Below are 17,553 nucleotides of genomic sequence, written 5' to 3' on the forward strand. Positions count from 1 at the left end.
ATGATAATTGCAAGAAAATATCGTGTGCATGCAGCATAATTGCCGAACTTGCAGCCCGCTTTTGTAAAAGCCTTCCCTTTCCAGCGTTTTCCCTTCTTTTTTCTTTATGCGGCAAATTTTACTTGGCTCCCTGCTGCTTGGCACTACGGTGCTGGCAGCTCCGGCCTGGGCCCAGTCGGCAGCCACTGTGGGTGGCGTGGTGCGCAACGACGCGGGTGAGCCCATTCCCGGCGCCACGGTTTTCATCAAAGGCACGCTCATCGGCACGGGTACCAACCGCGAAGGGCAGTTTTCGCTGCCGGCCGACTTCGAGCGCGGCCCCATCGTCATTTCGGTGTCGTTTGTGGGTTACGAGTCGCGCGAGCTGGAGCTGAGCAAGCCCACGCCCGACGTGGTGGTGACGCTCAACGAATCGGTGACGCTGAACGAAGTGGTGGTGGCGGCCTCGCGCGTGGAGGAATCCCTGCAGCAGGCGCCGGTGACCATCGAGAAAATCAACGCCCAGCAGATTCTGCGCACGCCCCCGCCCGATGTGCTGGCAGGCCTCAACCAGCTCAAGGGCATCGACGTGAACTCGACCAGCATGGTGATGAGCAGCCTGAGCACCCGCGGCTTCAACTCGCCCAAGTCGGAGCGCGTGATTCAGCTGGTCGACTACTTCGACACCCAGTCGCCAAGCCTGAACATCAACTCGGGCAACATGCTGGGCGTGCCCGAGCTCGACATTGCCTCCATCGAGGTGATTTACGGCCCGGCCTCGGCCCTGTACGGCGCCAACGCCTTCAACGGCGTGGTGCTGCTCAACACCAAGGATGCGTTCGTGACCGAGGGCTTCAGCGCCCGGGTGCGCGGCGGCCAGCGCGCGTACTTCGACGGGCAGCTGCGCTACGCCAAGAAGCTGGGCAACAAGTTTGCCTTCAAGCTGGTGGGCAGCTACCTGACGGCCAACGACTGGCTGGCCTCGAACTACGAGCCCACCAACCGCATGCTGGTGCCCAACAACAACGAGTCGGGCTCGGCCCAGGGCTACGACGCTGTGAACCGCTACGGCGACCTGCCCAACACTTTCTCGCAGCGCCAGAACAACGCCCAGCTGGGCTACACCGTGAGCCCCGAGCTGGAAGGCAAGACGGTGTTCATGCCCGGTTTCGACGAAAAAACCCTGGTGGGCAGCGACGACCAGGCCCGGGCCCTGAAGCTGCAGCCCACGATTTCCTACCTGTTTACCGACAAGATCAAGGCCACGGTGGGCGCCAGCTACGCCCGCGGCACGGCCAGCTATCAGTCGTCGAGCCGCTACCGCCTCAAGGACTTCGGCACCACGCAGTTTCGCGGTGAATTGAAAGGGGAGCGGTGGTTTCTGCGCGGCTCTTCCACCCAGGACTTCGGCAACGACACCTATGACCTGAGCTTTCTGGGCGGCTACCTGCAGAACTCGCCCAGCGAGGTGAGCGGGCTGACCTACGGCCAGCTGTACTTCATCACCTACAACAACGCCTACAAGCAGGCCCGCAACGCCGGTCAGTCGGCCGAGGCGGCGCTGGCTACGGCCCAGGCGGCGGCCAACGCCCGCCAGCTGGACCCCAGCAGCCCGCGTTTCCAGGAGCTGCGCTCGGCCATCGTGGCCGACAACCGCCCCGGCCGCGGCGCCCGCCTGAACCCCAGCTCCCTGCTCAACGAGGGCAACGCGCAGTACAACTTCAAGTTCGGCACCACTACCGACCTGATCGTGGGCGCCTCGTACCGCAAGTTCCGCCTGGGTTCCAACGGGCAGTTATTCTCCGACGACAACCAGCGCATTCAGAACCACGAGATGGGGGCCTACGGCCAACTCTCGCACCGCCTGCTCAACGAGCGGCTGAAGCTGGCCGTGGCCGCCCGCCTCGACGAGTTCAAGAACTTCGACGCGGCCTTCTCGCCCCGCGCCTCGGCGGTATACTCGGCCGGCGCCAACAAGCAGCATAACTTCCGCGCCAGCTACGGCCGCGCCTTCCGCTCCCCCACGCAGCTCGACCAGTACATCCGCCTCGACGTGGGCCGCGTACTGCTGCTGGGCAACGTGGGCAGCGGCTTCCAGGGCTATTCGCCCGAGCTGGCCCAGCCGACCGTGCTCGGCGCCATCCTCACCAACCCCGATGCCAGCGCCCGCGCCGCAGCCCTGGCCCGCTACGAGTACAACGCCCCGGCCCTGAAGCTGGAGCGCCTGAACTCCTACGAAGTGGGCTACCGCGGCGAGCTGCTGAAAGGCCTGAGCCTGGACGTGAACTACTTCCGTTCACAGTACAACGACTTCATCGGCGCGCGCCCGTTCATTGGCAACCGCGACGGTTCGCGCCCCACGCTGGCTCAGCTGGGGGCGGAAGCCCAGACCTCGACGCCCTTCCAGACCAGCACTTCCAACACCCGCGTACTGCAGGTGTGGACCAACGCCAACCAGGAAGTGCGCACCCAGGGCGCGGCGCTGGGTTTGAGCTACACCATTGCCCGCCCGCTGACGCTGAGCACCAACTACTCGCTGAACGTGCTGGACCGCTCGAACATCAAAGACCCGAACTTCCAGACCTTCTTCAACACACCCAAGCACAAGTACAACGTGGGCGCCAGCGGCACGACGGGTAACCTGAGCTACTCGGCCAACTACCGCTGGGCGCAGGGCCACCTCTACGAGACCCCCTTCGCGGTGGGCACCCTCAACGACTACAGCTCGCTCGACGTGTTTGTGGGCTACACCCTGCCCAAGCTGGCCACCACCATTCAGGCCGGCGCCTCGAACCTGCTCGACGACGAGAACGTGCAGATTTACGGCGGCCCGCAGATTACCCGCCTAGCCTACGTAGGCCTGCTGGTAGACATCCGCTAGTCTGAAAGTAAAAGCTGCTGAACGCAACGGCCGGCCCCCCTCACGGGAGCCGGCCGTTGCTTTTACGGTTCCACCAGCTGGCTCAAACGCCGGTAATCAGGCGAAACGTCAGGTTGAGGCGCGGGCCCACGGGCCGGGCGGTTTTGGGCAGGGCGTGCTGCCAGCAGCGCTGCGTGAGCCCGCGCATAATCAGCAGGCTACCCGCGGGCAGCTCCAGCGTCAGCGGTGGGTGCGCGGGGCCACGACCGGGGCGCGGGCGCAGGCGAAACCGCCGGGTGCTGCCTAAACTGAGCGAGGCAATGACGGGCTCGGGCCCCAATTCGGGCTCGTCGTCGGCGTGCCAGCCCATGCCGTCCTGGCCCGAGCGGTAGAGGTTGAGCAGCACGCTGTTGAAGGGCACTCCGGCGGCGGCTTCCACGGCTCGGCGCAACGCCAGCAGTGCGGGCAGCCAGGGCAGCGGCGGCAGCTTCAGGCCCGAGTACTGGTAGGCGGCACCCGGGTCGCCGTACCAGGCGGTGAGTCGGGGCTGGGGCACCTCGCGACCAAACAAGCGGATGGGCTGCTGCTGCCAGGCCACGGCCGCGGTCAGCTCGATTAGCAGGGCGGCAGCCTCGGCCGGACTCAGAAAATCCTCGGCCAGCCACAGCTCAGCCTGGGGCAGTACAATCGGTGTCAGCGCCATAGGCAGGCTACTTGGCTGATCAACTCAGGGTGCGACGCCGGGCATGGGCAGCCCCGACATGCGCGCCAGCGTCATCAGCAGCAACACCACCCCGAAGATGACAATCAGCGGCATAACCCAGCCCCGCGAGCGATAGGGTTGCCGGCCAATGAAGTAGGGCCACATCACGTAGACGTAGAGCAGGGCCGTGAGCACGTTGATGACGAGCGCGGAATACCCGGGCTGCACGCCCAGCTGGGCCGGCAGCCACACCTGCAGGGCCAGCAGCGGCATTACCAGCGCCAGCAGCAGGGCGGCCCCGCCGTAGCGGCGCAGGCGCAGCAGGTTCAGCAGCATCAGCAGGCCGCCAATGAAAAAGGAAAACAGCACCGAAAACACCGCGACCGTGCTGGGCGAATACAGCGTGGGCGTGTCGGCCGCAGCTTCTTCCTCCTGCGGCTCCGGCTCGGCGGGGCGCATCCAGGCGGGCTGAGGCGGCGGGTTGCGCAGGGCTTCGGCCTGCTCCCGGGCCACGGCCACCTGCAGCTCGGCGCGCAGATCGGCCGCCCCGGGCAGCACGTGGCCGCGCTGCTCCAGTTCGGTCAGCGCCGCCAATACGGCATCCTCGCGGTATTCACCGCGGTTGGTCACGTATAGCCGCAGCTCGGCGTCGGTTTTGCGGGCCATTTTGGCCGCGTAGTCTTCCATTCTTCAGTCCTTCAATGCGCAGCCCGAAACTGCCTGCTAATTAACAAGGCTTATACGGGATGGTTCACCCACTCGGCCACGGCCCGGCCAATGCGCCACACATCCTCAAACGAGTTGTAGAGCGGCACCGGCGCCAGGCGCACCACGTTCGGCTCGCGCCAGTCGGCCACGATGCCCTGGGCGGCCAGGTAATCGAACAGGGCGCGGCCGCGCTGGCGTACCAGCAACGACACCTGGCAGCCGCGCTGCGCGGGGTCGGCGGGGGTAATGATTTCGAGCTGATCGGCCGGCAGGTTCAATTCCTGCAGCAGCCAGAACAGGTAGCCCGTCAGTTGCTCGCTTTTGCGGCGCAGCGCGGCCATGCCGCCGGCCTCATCTACCAGGGCCAGGGCGGCGCGGTGAATGGCCATGGGAAAAATCTGGGCGTTGGAGAGCTGCCAGCCCGCAGCGCCTTCCATGGGCCGGAAGCCCTTTTTCATCTGGAAGCGGTCGGCCGGGTCGTGGCCCCACCAGCCAGCCAGCCGGGGCAGGTCGGGGCGGCGGGCAAACCGCTCGTGCACGAACACGCCCGAGGTGCCGCCGGGGCCCGAGTTGAGGTACTTGTAGGAGCACCAGCAGGCAAAGTCCACGTCCCAGTCGTGCAGCTGCAGCTCGAGGTTGCCGGCGGCGTGGGCCAGGTCGAAGCCCACGATGGCCCCCACGGCGTGGCCCGCCCGGGTGATGGCCGCCATGTCGAAGGCCTGCCCGGTGTAGTAGTTGACCCCACCCAGGATGACGGTAGCCAGCGAGTCGCCCAGCTCCTGAATGCGGGCCTCAATGTCTTCGGTGCGCAGGGTATGCTCGCCGGGCCGGGGCAGCAGCTCCACGATGGCGTCGTCGGGGCGGAGGCCGTGCAGCTTCACCTGGCTTTCAAGCGCGTACTGATCGGAGGGAAAAGCCCCGCCCTCCATCAGCACCTTGTAGCGGGTGGCCGTGGGGCGGTAAAACGAAATCAGCAGCAGGTGCAGGTTGGTGGTCAGGTTGTTCATTACCACCACTTCCACCGGCCGGGCGCCCACCAGCCGGGCCGAGGCCGCGGTCAGAAACTCGTGGTAGTGCATCCAGGGCGAGGTGCCGTGGAAATGCCCTTCGACGGCGTGCTCCTGCCAGCTCTGGAACTCGGCCTCAACGGCAGCGCGGGCCGACTTGGGCTGCAGGCCCAGGGAGTTGCCGCAGGCGTACACGCCCGGCTGCCCATCGGGCCCCAGGGGCAGGTGAAAACGGTCGCGGAAAGCACGGAGTGAGTCCCGGGCATCGAGCCCGCGGGCAAAGTCAAGGGTATTTTCGTAGGTCATCGAAAGCGGAAAAGACGCCGCGGCGTGGCCGCGAAGGTAGCGCCCGGGCTTCAGACGCGGGCTTTCAGAAACTGCTCGACGCCCACGCCCAGCCAGTCGAAGGCGTTCTGGCCCAGCATGCGGGCTTTCACCTCGTCGGGGTAGTTCATGGAGCGAATCAGCTGGCCCGGCTCCAGCTCGCCCAGTGGGAAGGGGTAGTCGGTGCCCAGGGTAATCTTGTCGGCGCCCACGGTTTTCACCAGGTAGTCCAGCATCAGCGGGTCGTGCACCAAGGAGTCGACCCAGAACCGGCCCAGGTACTCGCGCGGGTTCACGGGGTTGTCGACGGCACAGAGGTCGGGGCGCACCTGGAAGCCGTGCTCGATGCGGCCGATGGTGGAGGCAAAGCTGCCGCCGCCGTGGGCCACGGCCACGCGCAGGCGCGGGAGGCGCTCGAGCACGCCGCCAAAAATCAACGAGCACAGCGCCAGGGTGCTTTCGGCGGGCATGCCTACCAGCCAGGGCAGCCAGTACTTGGGCATTTTCTGCTGGGCCATCATGTCCCAGGGGTGCACGAACACGCAGGCGCCCAGCTCCTCGGCCGCGGCAAACACCTCGAACAGCTCGGGGGCGTCGAGGTTCCAGTCGTTGACGTGGGAGCCGATCTGAATGCCGGCCAGCCCCAACTCCTTCACGCAGCGCTCCAGCTCCTTCACGGCCAGGTCGGGCGCCTGCATGGGCACGGTGCCCAGCCCAATGAAGCGGTCGGGGTAGTCGGCCACCACGCCGGCCAGGTGGTCGTTGAGCAGGCGGCTTAAATCCAGCGCGTCGTGGGGCTTGGCCCAGTAGCTGAACATGACGGGCACGGTGCTGAGCACCTGCACGTCGACGCCGAAGTGCTGGCACTCGCGCAGGCGCACGGCGGGGTCCCAGCAGTTGTCCTGAATTTCGCGAAAGAACTTGTCGTCCTGCATCATGCGGGCGCAACAGGGCTTGTGGTGCTCGAGCCGGATGAAGCCGCCGTAGCCGTACCGCTCGCGCAGGTCGGGCCACTGTTTGGGCAGGATGTGGGTGTGAATGTCGACGGTAAGCAAGGGTGGGCGGTAAGCAGCCGCGGCAAAAGGGCCCGGCCCGGGTGGGCCGTTAAATTACAGCTTCGTTCGCACACCCAATCGGGCACTCGGGCCGGACCTCGCCGAATAAGGCTTGTTGAGCGGCCAGTTTGCGCCCGGTAGCGGGGCATTGACCACTGCTCCCGCTCTTTACCGGGCTATTGCAGCCCCGGCTCGGTTACCAGGTCGGGGGCGTGTACTGAATGGTTTTGGCCTTGAGTTCCAGCATGGATTGCGTGTGGCTCGAGAAGCTCAGGCACACCACCAGAAACAATACGTAGGCCAGCCCCACCGACAATAGCTGCCCGCGGTTTACCTGCCGCGCCTGCCACTGCGCCGGCCAGCCAAAACAGGCCACGGCGTAGAAGAACATGTGCATGGGCACGAAATAGCGGCACTCCACCATCAGGGGCATGGAGGCGGCGCAGGTAATGAGCACGGCGGCAATCAGCAGTAGATGACGCGGCCTGACGTCACCGGCCCGCACAACCAGCACCAGGAACGAGGCGAAGAGCACCGTGTAGTTGAATAGCGCCAGCGCGGTGGTTGAGGCGTAGACTTTGGTGACGTAGGGGCTGGCGTACAACACGTCGAGGGCATTGAACAGATGCCGCGTGTACAGCGCCGCCATATCCAGCGGGTGCTGGAGCACGAACGTGAAATACTCCTGGTACGAGCCCAGCATTTTACCGCCGTTCGTGGCAAATAGGGCCCGCCCTGCGGGGTCTAAGTAAAATATCTGCGCTTTGGCGTAGTCCAAGCCAATATTGGTTTCGTACTTCTGGGCATTAAATCCCTCGTTGAGCTTGAATAGGTACAGGTTGTCTTGACCATTGACGACAAACTCGTTGCCGTCGCCACGGCCCAGTACGAACAAACTCGGCGACTGGTAATTACGCAAGTTGATCAGGTACTGGGGCCAGGCGACCAGCAGAAACGCGAGGGCGAAAAAACCCACGCGCAGGGCGGCTTTCCAGTGCAGCAAACGGCCATTACTCATCAACTGCTGCACCAGTAAGGCCAGCACCAGCGGCGCGGCCGCCAGGCAAATGGGCCGGATGTAAATGGCGGCGGCAATGAGGGCCCCGGAAAGCAGGGCCGCCCAGGCCTTTCTGACGTGGTAGGCGGCCAGGAGGGCGCCGAATAAGGCGAGCGTAGCCGGGAAATCGGTGAGGGTGAAGTTGAAATGGTCGCGCCACAGCACGAAGCAGACGACCACGAAGCAGGCCCGCCGCAGCAAGCCCACCGGACGCTTGCTGGCCTTTTCCCACAGACCCGGGCACACCACAGCAAACAGCGTAGCGGCGCAGAGCGCCCCCATAATCTTAATGATGAGGTTGCCGCTTTCCGGGGCAAAATCCCGCACGATGACGGCCGCCGGGTAATACAGCAGCGGGAATAAATAGCCGCGGAAGGTGCTGTTGAAGTGGTAAATCGAAAACTCCCCGTCGCGGTAGAACTCCGTGGCCAGGCGCCAATAATGCGCGGCGTCGTAATACTGCTGCTGGTGGCGGGAAGTCAGCAGGTGAACCAGGAACAACAGGAAGGTTGCCAGGAAAACCCAGGTATTCCGGTAGCGGCGCCAAGCGGGCTGCGCGGCCGCCGATACGGGCGCATCGGCTGCGGTCTGATAAGTGACGGGGGTGGTCAAGGGGGTGCTGATGGTAGGAGCCGGGCGCCCCGGAGGGCCGCTAAAAAACGACGTGCCGTAGGGCACGTCGTTGTCAATCAGGCAAAAATAACCACATCCGTTCAAGGCCGCATTTTCCGGCGCTGCGAATCGGCGTTTTTTGGCGCCGACGACCTAACTGGCGGGAGACTTATGCGGCAGCTCGCCCGCTACGAGGCCGCTACCGGCGCGGGCGGCTGCATCACTGTGCCGCAGCTCTTGCAGGTACGGCGCTGCTCGTTCTGCCAGAAGCTGCCCATGATAACCGGCAGCTGGGTGACGATATCGGTGAGTTCGGTGAATTCCTCGTGCAGCTTGGTGCCGCAGTTCTCGCAGTACCACTGAAAGCCGTCCAGCTCGCCGGGCTTGCGGTAGCGCTCCACCACCAGCCCTACGGTATTGGCCGGGCGCTGCGGGGAGTGGGGCACGCCCGCGGGCAGCAGGAATATTTCGCCGGCGCGGATGGGCAGATCAACCGGCTTGCCGTCCTCGATGATTTTGAGCGTCATGTCGCCCTCCAGCTGGAAGAAGAACTCCTCGCTGTCGTCCACGTGGTAGTCTTTGCGGGCGTTGGGGCCGCCCACCACCATCACGATGAAGTCGTCGTTGCCTTTGAACACCTGCTGATTGCCCACCGGCGGCTTGAGCAGGTGGCGGTGTTCGTCAATCCATTGCTGAAAGTTGAAGGGGCGGGAAACTGGCATTTTCAGGAACAGGTAACGCGCGACCAATGCCACGCGGTGAGTGGATGTTAGGTGACACGGGGCACGTGACAGGTGACAAGTTAGAAACTGTCGGCTGAACCGTCGGCCTTAAGCCCGAACAGCGCAAAACCGGGCCGCTTTCGGCTTCTGCCGCTATCCTTCCCAACAGCATCTGCCCCACTCATCAGTACCGGTCTTCCTAAACCTGTCACCTGTTCCCTGTCACGTGTTACCCAGAACCTGCCCCGTGTTACCGGTCACCCTAGTACTTTCGGCCATGCTTACCGACCAACTTACCGCCCGCCGCGCCGTGGTGTGCGGCAGTACCCAGGGCATCGGCCGCGCCGTGGCCGAGGCCCTGGCGTCCCGTCAGGCTTCCGTAACCCTCGTTGCCCGCGACGAGGCGCGCCTGCGGGAAGTGCTGGCTGCCCTGCCCACCGCCGCCGGCCAGCGCCACGACTACGTAGTCGCCGATTTTACCCGCCCCGACGAGCTGGCTGAGCGAATCGGCAACTGGGTGCAGCAGCACGGCCCGGCTCACATTCTGGTGAACAACACCGGCGGGCCGGCCGGGGGGCTGCTTCTGGCCGCGCCCATGGCGGCGCTGCGGGCGGCCTTCGAGCAGCACCTGGTGTGCAACCACCTGCTGGCCCAGGCCTTGGTACCGGGCATGCAGGCGGCGGGCTACGGGCGCATCATCAACGTCATCAGCACCTCCGTCAAGCAGCCTCTGCCCAACCTGGGCGTGTCGAATACCATTCGCGGGGCCGTGGCCAGCTGGGCCAAAACCCTGGCTACCGAGCTGGGCCCGCAGGGCATTACCGTCAACAACGTGCTGCCCGGGGCCACGCTCACCCAGCGGCACCACAGCCTGCTGGCAGCCCGCAGCGCCAGCACCGGCCAGGCCATCGACGAGCTCGAGGCCAACATGCTGCGCCTGATTCCGGCCGGGCGCTTCGGCGAGGCCGAGGAAGTAGCGGCGGCCGTGGCTTTCCTCGCCTCGCCCCTTGCCGGCTACATCAACGGCATCAACTTGCCGGTGGACGGTGGCCGCACGGGCAGTTTGTAAGTCCGTTCAGCCTGGATCTTCTGCGCAGTTGATTTACCCCGACATGCAGGGCGCGATTATTCCGGTGGAACTGTCCGGATGGCTAGCAATTACTGTTTATGGTCAGCGCCTATAACCCTGCTCAACCGTTAAATACCGCCCTGTTTGGTTGATAAAGCCCTTATCTTTGATGCCTACCTAACTTCCTTCTTCCTCGCTTCCATGAAAGCACATATTGGTTTACTGGGTTTATTGGTGCTTGGAGCTTGCTCCTCAGACAATCAAACCGGACCAAAAGCAGGTGAAAAAATTATCACCTTCAATGATTTTGAGTCTTTAGCGGGCTGGAACAACGATCCGGCCGCTCTTGACAAGGGCCGTGCGCATTCTGGACAGTACGCCATCAAAGTCGATGGCAACCGGGAATTCAGCTTGACCTTCAACATGCCTCTGGGAGCCGTAAGTCCTCAGAAATTCAAAACTGTTGTGCTGGACGCTTGGGCATACCTGCCCAGCGAAAAAGCCACGGGCGTGCTGGGTGTGCAGATTGTCAACCCCGAAACCAACCAGCAGGTGATGGGCGAGGGCATTAAGCTGGGCGACGAGATTAAGTCCTACAAAAAGTGGATGCCGGTGCGGAAGGAAATTACGCTGCCCGATAACATCACCCCTACCCAGTACATTCGCCTGTCGCTGTGGCGCGCTGATGCCAGTGACGTCGTACTGGTAGACGATGTAAAGCTCAGCATCAAAGAATAAAGCCACGCCGGCTGCTCTGCCCGAGCGATTTGGCAGCCCGTTATCTTAACATCACTCCGTAGCGCCGGCCCGGGCTCAGACTCGGGAATTACGCCAACTTCGCTAGGTACTGGCTGGGCACTTGGGTGGGCCCCGGCAAGTAGCCGCCGTAGCCTTCCTGGCCTCGCCCTTGAGCAGCTATATAAAAAGCACAAGCGCCCGTCGACTGTTGTCGACGGGCGCTTGTGCTCTAAGGGCTTGCCAGATTAAGGCACTACGGTCAACGCCAAATCATCTAGGTAAGTCGGCAAGGTTGAGCCGGAACGCCACAGATATATCTTAATTGGATTGTTAGCCGCAGCCTCGGCCGGCAGAGTGATTTCCTTGCTCACCTCCGTCCACTCTCCGGCTTTGACAGCCTGGGAGAGGTCTATTTTTTCGTATAACACGTTGCTGTTATCCTCCGCCGAGCGTGTGATTTGCAGCACTAATTGCGCCGGTTCGGCCTTGTCGTTGAAGACCCAAGCCGTCAGCCGGAACTTATTCAAGCGCTGCGGCGACAGACGGCCCAACTCATTGTTATAAGTCAAGCTGTACTCAATATTTGGGTCGGTTTTGACCGAATACAGGCCTGAATGTGCTTTTTCCCTTGTGAGCGAAGGATTGGGGATAACCCACCCTTCCAGATTTTCAAACCCAGTGGCAAATAGCTGATTGGGGTCAGCCTCAGACTTTGCATCACCGCGCGAACAGGCCGTAGCCAACATGGCTAGGCCAGTCCAAAATAACAAGTAGCGCATAACAGCGAGATAAAAAGAAGGGAGGGTCCAAAGGTAGGCTTCCTGGCCGCACGGTAAAAGGCCTGAATAGACTATGAGTGCAATACCGTAGTTTTGACCTTGCCTATTGTCCGGTACCCGCCACTTTCTTGGGTCAACGACTTTTACCGCCTTAGCCGCTGCCTTTTACTCTGCATGAATCTATCCCGCCCTAGCGCCCACTGGCTGGGCATGGCCGCCGTGGGGCTAGCCGCGGCCGGGCTGCTCGCCTACCTTTTCGCCGCCCCGCTGGCCAACCTCAACGATTACTTCTTCAACCCCGGCGGCGACGGGCTGCAGAGCTACTTTGCCACGGCCTACTATGCCCTCTACGACCAGGGCACCCGGTTTACCGGCATGAACTATCCCTTCGGGGAAAACTTCACCTACCCCAACCTGCAGCCGCTCATTGCCGTGGGCATCAACTGGCTGCAGCGGCTGGGGCTGCCGGCGGCGCGCTACACGGTGGGCATCACCAACGCGCTGGCGCTGCTGGGCTTATTGGCCGCCCCGCTGGTGCTCTACGCCATTCTGCGGCGCACCCGCCTGCCCGTGTGGTACGCCGGCCTGCTGGCCCTCATCATTGCCTTTCTCTCGCCGCAGGTGCAGCGCCTGGGCGACCATATGTCGCTGAGCTACGCCTGCTTCGTGCCCATTCTCTGGTACTGCATCATTCGCATGCAGGAAGCCCCGCGGCGCTGGCGCTGGTACGCACTGTTCGTAGTCAGCAGCCTGCTTATGGGCATGGTGATGCTGTACTTCACCGCCTGCGGCTCCATTTTTCTGCTGGCCCACGTGGCCGTGCTGGCGTTGCGCCAGCGGCGCGACTGGAATATGATCGGCCGCATGGCGCTAACGGCCCTGCTGCCGCTGGTGCTGTTTCAGGTGTGGATGTGGGCCACCGACCCCACCACCGACCGCCCGCCCAACCCCTTCGGTTTCCTGGTGTACATGGCCACGCCGGCGGGGGTGTTTACGCCTTCCCTGTCGCCGCTGCGCGAGGTGTGGGCGCGCTTTTTCACCGTCGAGCCCATCAGCTACGAGGCCGCTTCCTACGTGGGGCTGGTGGCGGCGGGTGTGATGGTGGCCTCGCTGCTGCGGCTGGCCTGGCGCCTGTGGAAACAGCGCCGCCGCCCGTTGCAGCTGGGCCGCGACCTGCCCGAGCACCTGCACGTGGGCGTGTGGGCGGCGGCGCTGGTGCTGTTTTTCTCGTTTGCCTGGCCGTTCGTGTTTCCCGGCTTCAAGGGCCTGGTCGAGTACCTGGGGCCCATCAAGCAGTTCCGGGCGCTGGGCCGCTTTGCCTGGCCGTTCTACTACGTGTTCAGCTGCTACGCGGCCTACTACCTCTACCGCCTGCTACGCTACCAGCGCCAGCACCGCGTATCGGCCCTGGCCTTGCCCTGGCTGCCGCTGCTGCTGCTGGTGTGGGGCGCCGAAGCCTGGCTGAACATCTCGGCCAAGGCCGCCACGGTAAATCAAGGTGCCGGGGCCCGCGCCTTTCTCGACCCCAACACCCCGCTGCTGCAGCAGCTGAGCTGGACCAACCGCCGCCCCACCGACTTCCAGGCCATCCTGCCCCTGCCCTACTTCAACAAGGGCAGCGACCGGATCGACATCGACGGCTCGGGTGCCTCGGTGTTCCTGGCCCACAAGCTGGCTTTGGCCACGGGCCTGCCCGAGCTGTCGAGCTACGTGTCGCGCCCTTCCATCGAGCACGTGCTGCGCCATGCCCAGCTGTTCAGCAGTACGCTCATCGAAAAGCCGCTGCTGCGCCAGTTCCCGTCCGACAAGCCCATTCTGCTGCTGGTGACGCCCGACGCGCTGACGCCCGCCCAGCAGCGCCTCGTGGGGCTGGCCAAGCTGCTGGTTGCCACGCCCGAAGTTAGCCTCTACGAGCTGCCCATTGCGGCGCTGGCCGCCACTACCCTGGCCCAGGAGCGCGCCAAGGCCGATTCGCTGCTGGCCATTCTGCCCGCCCGGCCCGACGGGCTGCGCGCCACCACGACCCGGGGCGTGCTGTATCAGCCCTTTAAGGAAGCCGCCGACCGCCGCGGCCGCCTGGGCGAGGGTGCCTTCCACGAGCCAAAGGAGAAGTTCTCGGTGCTCTACGACGGTGCGCTGCCTGCCCCGGCCGATACCGGCCGCTACGAGGTGAGCGTGTGGGTGAACGGCAAAACCGCCTACGGTTACGGCAACCTGCAGGTAAAGCTCTACGCCGGCGGTCAGCAGGTCGACCACCAGGTGGCCGACGGGCGGCTGTGCACCGAAATCAGCGGCGACTGGCTGCGCCTGGCGGTGCCCGTGCGGGTGGTGCCCGGCGTGAACCGCGTGGAAGTGCTCCACGACAGCCACGACCTGCTGGCCGACGACCTGCTGATTCGTCCCCTCGACACCGACGTGTACTGGCGCGATGCGCAGGGTCGGCCGGTGCTCAACGGCTACCAGCTAGCGCGCTGAGTTTTACGCCCCGTAACGCATTCCCCATCACCTCCCGAAAAATACCGGCGCCGGCGGTTGAGCTGCCAAGCAAACGCCCAATGCCGCGCTTACCTTTGTAGAATGGATGTAGCCTACGAAAGCAAATACCACGAGCTGGAAGAACAAAACTGGTGGTTTGTCTCGCGCCGCGACATGGTCTTCGACCTAATTCAGCAGCTCAAGCTCGACCGCAACGCCCACATCCTGGAAGTGGGCTGCTCGGGCGGGCCGCTGATGCTGGCGCTGGGCAAGGCGGGCTACACCAACCTCACCGGTATCGACGTGAGCGAGGCGGGCATTGCCCTGGCCAGGCGCCGCGGCCTGACCCGGGTGAGCGTGATGGACGGCGCCAACCTGAGCTTCGCCGACGAATCCGTCGACCTGCTCATTGCTTCCGACGTGCTCGAGCACATTGAGGACGAAGGCCGGGCCCTGCGCGAGTGGACGCGGGTGCTGCGCCCGGGCGGCCGCATTATCGTGTTCGTACCCGCTTTTCAGATGCTGTGGAGCCACCACGACGTGGTGAACCACCACTTCCGCCGCTACTCGGCCGCCAGCCTGCAAACGGCCCTGCGCGGTGCCGGCCTGCGCGTCGACCGCACCTCGTACTGGAACGCGGCGCTGTTTTTCCCCACGGCCCTGGTGCGCCTGAGCCAGCGCCTGCTGGGCAAGCGCCAGCCCGACGACACCCAGGGCGACCTGAAGCCCCTGCCCGCCCCGCTCAACCAGGCGCTGTCGACCCTGATCAAAACCGAAAACCGGCTGCTGCGCCGCGTCAATTACCCCCTGGGCGTGAGCGTATTTGCCCTGGCCCACAAACCCCGCTAGCCTGGCTGCCATGGCCGTACCGTTTCCTCCGGCGCCGTCGCGCGCCGCCGTCGACCTCTCCATCGTCATTCCCATCTACAACGAGGAGGCCAACATTCCCACGCTCTACCAGCGTCTGCGTGGGGTCATCGACCCCATGCAGCTGAGCTGCGAGTTTATTTTCATCAACGACGGCTCGCGCGACCGGTCGCTGGAGCTGGTGCAGGAGCTGGCCGCCCGCCACGCCGATGTGCGCTTCATCAACTTCAGCCGCAACTTCGGCCACCAGATTGCCGTGACGGCCGGGCTGGACCTCTCGCAGGGCGAGGCCGTGGTCATCATCGACGCCGACCTGCAGGACCCGCCCGAGCTGATTCCCGAGCTCTACCAGAAGCTGCGCGAGGGCTACGAGGTGGTGTACGCCAAGCGCCGCCGCCGCCAGGGCGAAAGCGCCATGAAGCTGTTCACGGCCAAGCTGTTTTACCGCATCCTGGCCCGCATCACCAGCATTTCCATCCCCGTCGATACCGGCGACTTCCGCATCATCTCGCGCAAGGTGGTGGAGGCGCTCAAGCAGATGCCTGAGCAGAACAAGTTTCTGCGCGGCCAGATTTCCTGGATTGGCTACCGCCAGACCTACGTGGAGTACGACCGGGCCCAGCGCGCCGGCGGCGAAACGGGCTACACTTACCGCAAGATGCTACGCCTGGCCCTGGACGGCATCACGGCCTTCTCCGACGTGCCCCTCAAAGCCGCTACCCTGATGGGCTTCACCGTGTCGGGCGTGGCCTTTCTGGTGCTGCTGTACACCCTCTACGCCCGCTTCATTGCCCAGGACTACGAGCCGGGCTGGCCTTCGCTGATGGTGAGCATTCTGTTTCTGGGTGGTGTGCAGCTCATTGCCGTGGGCCTCATCGGCGAGTACCTGGCCCGGCTCAGCACCAACGTGCGCCGCCGCCCGCTCTACATCATCTCCGACACCAACATTCCCGTGACGGTAGCGCCCGCCGCGCCCGCGCACCAGCCGCTTTAACGGCCGGGCGGGGCGCCGTTGCCCCGCCCGGCCCCGCTCCCATGCCCGTTTCCCTTCCTCCCCTGTCGCCCACCCACCGCCGCCGGCTGCTGAGCGTGCTGCTGTTTTTTGGGCTGTGCTTCGGGCTGCTGGCGCTGGTTAACCACCGCAACTTCCGCACCTATGCCTACGACCTGGGCATCTACAACCAAGCGCTGTGGGACTACGCGCACCTGCGCTGGAACGTGAACTCGGTGATGCGCTACAACAACCTGCTGGGCGACCATTTCACGCCCCTGCAGCTGCTGTGGTCGCCGCTGTACTGGGTATTTCGCTCCTACGCCCTACTGGTGGTGCAGATTGCCGCCGCCCTGGCCGGCGGCTACGGCGCCTACTGCCTGCATAGGCTGCGCTCGGGCGGGCGGCAGCCCGGCGCGGCCGTGGCGCTAGCGGCGCAGTTTCTGAGCATCTGGGGCATCTACTCGGCCCTGGCCTACGACTACCACGACAACGTAGTGGCGGCCCTGCTGCTGCCCTGGCTGTTCTACCTGTTCGAGAAAGACCGGCGCGGGGCCGCCGCGCTGCTGTTTGGGCTGCTGCTGCTGAGCAAGGAAAACGTGGCCCTGTGGCTGTGCTTCGTGGCCCTGGGTCTGGCCGCGCTGCACTGGCGCAACCGCGCCCGCCTCTTCTTCGCCCTGGGTTTGGCCGCGCTGGCCGGGGGCTACTTCGTGCTGGTGACGCAGGTTATCATTCCGGCCCTGAGCGAGGGGCAGGGCTACTTCTACGAAAGCCGCTACGCGGCCGTGGGCGGCAGCTTCGGCGGCATTCTGCGCACGGCCCTCACCCGGCCCTTCTACGTACTAGGGCTGCTGTTTCGCAACCACCTGCCCCAGGATGCAGCCGGCGACTACATCAAGCTGGAGCTGCACCTGATGGTGCTCGTGTCGGGTGGCTACGCCTTACTGCGCCGGCCGGCCTACCTGCTGATGCTGGTGCCCATCTACGCCCAGAAGCTGTTTTCGGGCTCCCTGCTGCACTGGGGGCTCAACTACCAGTACTCCATCGAGTTCGTGCCCATCATCAGCGCGGCGCTGGGCCACTGGCTGCTGAGCACCGCGCCGCGGCCGGCGGCCCGGCTGGCCACGGCGGCGGCGGTGCTCACCCTGGCGGCCACCATCGTGTCGCTGGAAGTGCGGGTATCGAAGTGGCACGACAAAAGCGCCAGCCAGTTTTACCTGCCGCGCCACTACCGCCGCGGTTTCGACGTGGGCGAGGTGCACCGCACCCTAGGGCTGATTCCGGCCGAGGCGCCGGTCAGCTCCTCGTCGCCGCTCACGCCCCACCTCGCGTTCCGGGCCTACACCTACCCCTTCCCCTACGTGGGCAACGCGCAGTACCTGGCTTTGCTGCGCCACGACAACCCCTATCCGCTTACCGAGGCGCAGTTTGAGCGGCAGCTGGCGGCCTACCGCCGCTCCCCCGAGTGGCGCGTGCGCTACGACCGCGACCCGCTGCTGATTCTGGAGCGCGTGCACCCCCTGCCCCTGCCGGCCCGCCGCCACTTCAGCCAGCGCGCCGCCTCGGCCATGGATACCCTGAGCCTGGCCGCCCCGCAGTAATACGGG

Annotated in this window: 14 protein-coding genes; 7 read left to right on the plus strand and 7 right to left on the minus strand. The window is 64.5% G+C overall.

Annotated features, from left to right (window positions below; genetic code table 11):
• Positions 1–106: 106 nt before the first annotated feature.
• A complete protein-coding gene (locus tag ACE191_RS12740; RefSeq protein ID WP_400192613.1) occupies positions 107–2,860 on the plus strand; it encodes a TonB-dependent receptor domain-containing protein in 2,754 nt (917 codons plus the stop codon).
• An 82-nt stretch (positions 2,861–2,942) separates the two neighbouring features.
• On the opposite strand, the gene ACE191_RS12745 is transcribed toward ACE191_RS12740, so the two are convergent.
• From ACE191_RS12745 to ACE191_RS12770, 6 genes are all read right to left on the minus strand, one after another.
• Positions 2,943–3,542 carry an alpha-ketoglutarate-dependent dioxygenase AlkB family protein gene (locus tag ACE191_RS12745; RefSeq protein WP_400192614.1) on the minus strand — a complete coding sequence of 200 codons (600 nt, stop codon included), beginning with the start codon at positions 3,540–3,542 and terminating at the stop codon, positions 2,943–2,945.
• 24 nt (positions 3,543–3,566) lie between these two features.
• Positions 3,567–4,229 (minus strand): hypothetical protein, encoded by a 663-nt coding sequence (locus tag ACE191_RS12750; RefSeq protein WP_400192615.1) that lies wholly within the window; start codon positions 4,227–4,229, stop codon positions 3,567–3,569.
• A gap of 50 nt (positions 4,230–4,279) precedes the next feature.
• Positions 4,280–5,563, minus strand: a complete 1,284-nt coding sequence (gene kynU / locus ACE191_RS12755) for a kynureninase (RefSeq protein WP_400192616.1) — start codon at positions 5,561–5,563, stop codon at positions 4,280–4,282.
• Between the two features lie 50 nt (positions 5,564–5,613).
• Positions 5,614–6,636, minus strand: coding sequence for an amidohydrolase family protein (locus tag ACE191_RS12760; RefSeq protein ID WP_400192617.1), 1,023 nt, complete (start codon positions 6,634–6,636; stop codon positions 5,614–5,616).
• A gap of 196 nt (positions 6,637–6,832) precedes the next feature.
• Positions 6,833–8,305, minus strand: a complete 1,473-nt coding sequence (locus ACE191_RS12765; protein WP_400192618.1) for a hypothetical protein — start codon at positions 8,303–8,305, stop codon at positions 6,833–6,835.
• 188 nt (positions 8,306–8,493) lie between these two features.
• Positions 8,494–9,027 carry a 3-hydroxyanthranilate 3,4-dioxygenase gene (locus ACE191_RS12770; protein ID WP_400192619.1) on the minus strand — a complete coding sequence of 178 codons (534 nt, stop codon included), beginning with the start codon at positions 9,025–9,027 and terminating at the stop codon, positions 8,494–8,496.
• A gap of 277 nt (positions 9,028–9,304) precedes the next feature.
• Between ACE191_RS12770 and ACE191_RS12775 the strand changes: the two genes are divergently transcribed.
• A complete protein-coding gene (locus ACE191_RS12775) occupies positions 9,305–10,096 on the plus strand; it encodes an SDR family oxidoreductase (RefSeq protein ID WP_400192620.1) in 792 nt (263 codons plus the stop codon).
• A gap of 201 nt (positions 10,097–10,297) precedes the next feature.
• Positions 10,298–10,834 (plus strand): hypothetical protein, encoded by a 537-nt coding sequence (locus tag ACE191_RS12780; RefSeq protein WP_400192621.1) that lies wholly within the window; start codon positions 10,298–10,300, stop codon positions 10,832–10,834.
• Positions 10,835–11,079: 245 nt separating this feature from the next.
• Here ACE191_RS12780 and ACE191_RS12785 read toward each other — a convergent pair whose 3' ends face one another.
• Positions 11,080–11,613, minus strand: coding sequence for a hypothetical protein (locus tag ACE191_RS12785; RefSeq protein ID WP_400192622.1), 534 nt, complete (start codon positions 11,611–11,613; stop codon positions 11,080–11,082).
• Positions 11,614–11,787: 174 nt separating this feature from the next.
• Here ACE191_RS12785 and ACE191_RS12790 point away from each other — a divergent pair, with 174 nt between their 5' ends.
• The 4 genes from ACE191_RS12790 (at position 11,788) to ACE191_RS12805 (ending at position 17,547) form a co-directional block, all read left to right on the plus strand.
• A complete protein-coding gene (locus ACE191_RS12790) occupies positions 11,788–14,088 on the plus strand; it encodes a hypothetical protein (RefSeq protein ID WP_400192623.1) in 2,301 nt (766 codons plus the stop codon).
• 102 nt (positions 14,089–14,190) lie between these two features.
• A complete protein-coding gene (locus tag ACE191_RS12795; protein WP_400192624.1) occupies positions 14,191–14,937 on the plus strand; it encodes a class I SAM-dependent methyltransferase in 747 nt (248 codons plus the stop codon).
• A 10-nt stretch (positions 14,938–14,947) separates the two neighbouring features.
• A complete protein-coding gene (locus ACE191_RS12800; protein WP_400192625.1) occupies positions 14,948–15,949 on the plus strand; it encodes a glycosyltransferase family 2 protein in 1,002 nt (333 codons plus the stop codon).
• A 41-nt stretch (positions 15,950–15,990) separates the two neighbouring features.
• Positions 15,991–17,547, plus strand: coding sequence for a DUF2079 domain-containing protein (locus ACE191_RS12805; protein ID WP_400192626.1), 1,557 nt, complete (start codon positions 15,991–15,993; stop codon positions 17,545–17,547).
• The last annotated feature ends 6 nt before the right edge of the window (positions 17,548–17,553 follow it).

The organism is Hymenobacter sp. B81, assembly GCF_044628455.1.
In the GTDB taxonomy this organism is placed as follows: domain Bacteria; phylum Bacteroidota; class Bacteroidia; order Cytophagales; family Hymenobacteraceae; genus Solirubrum.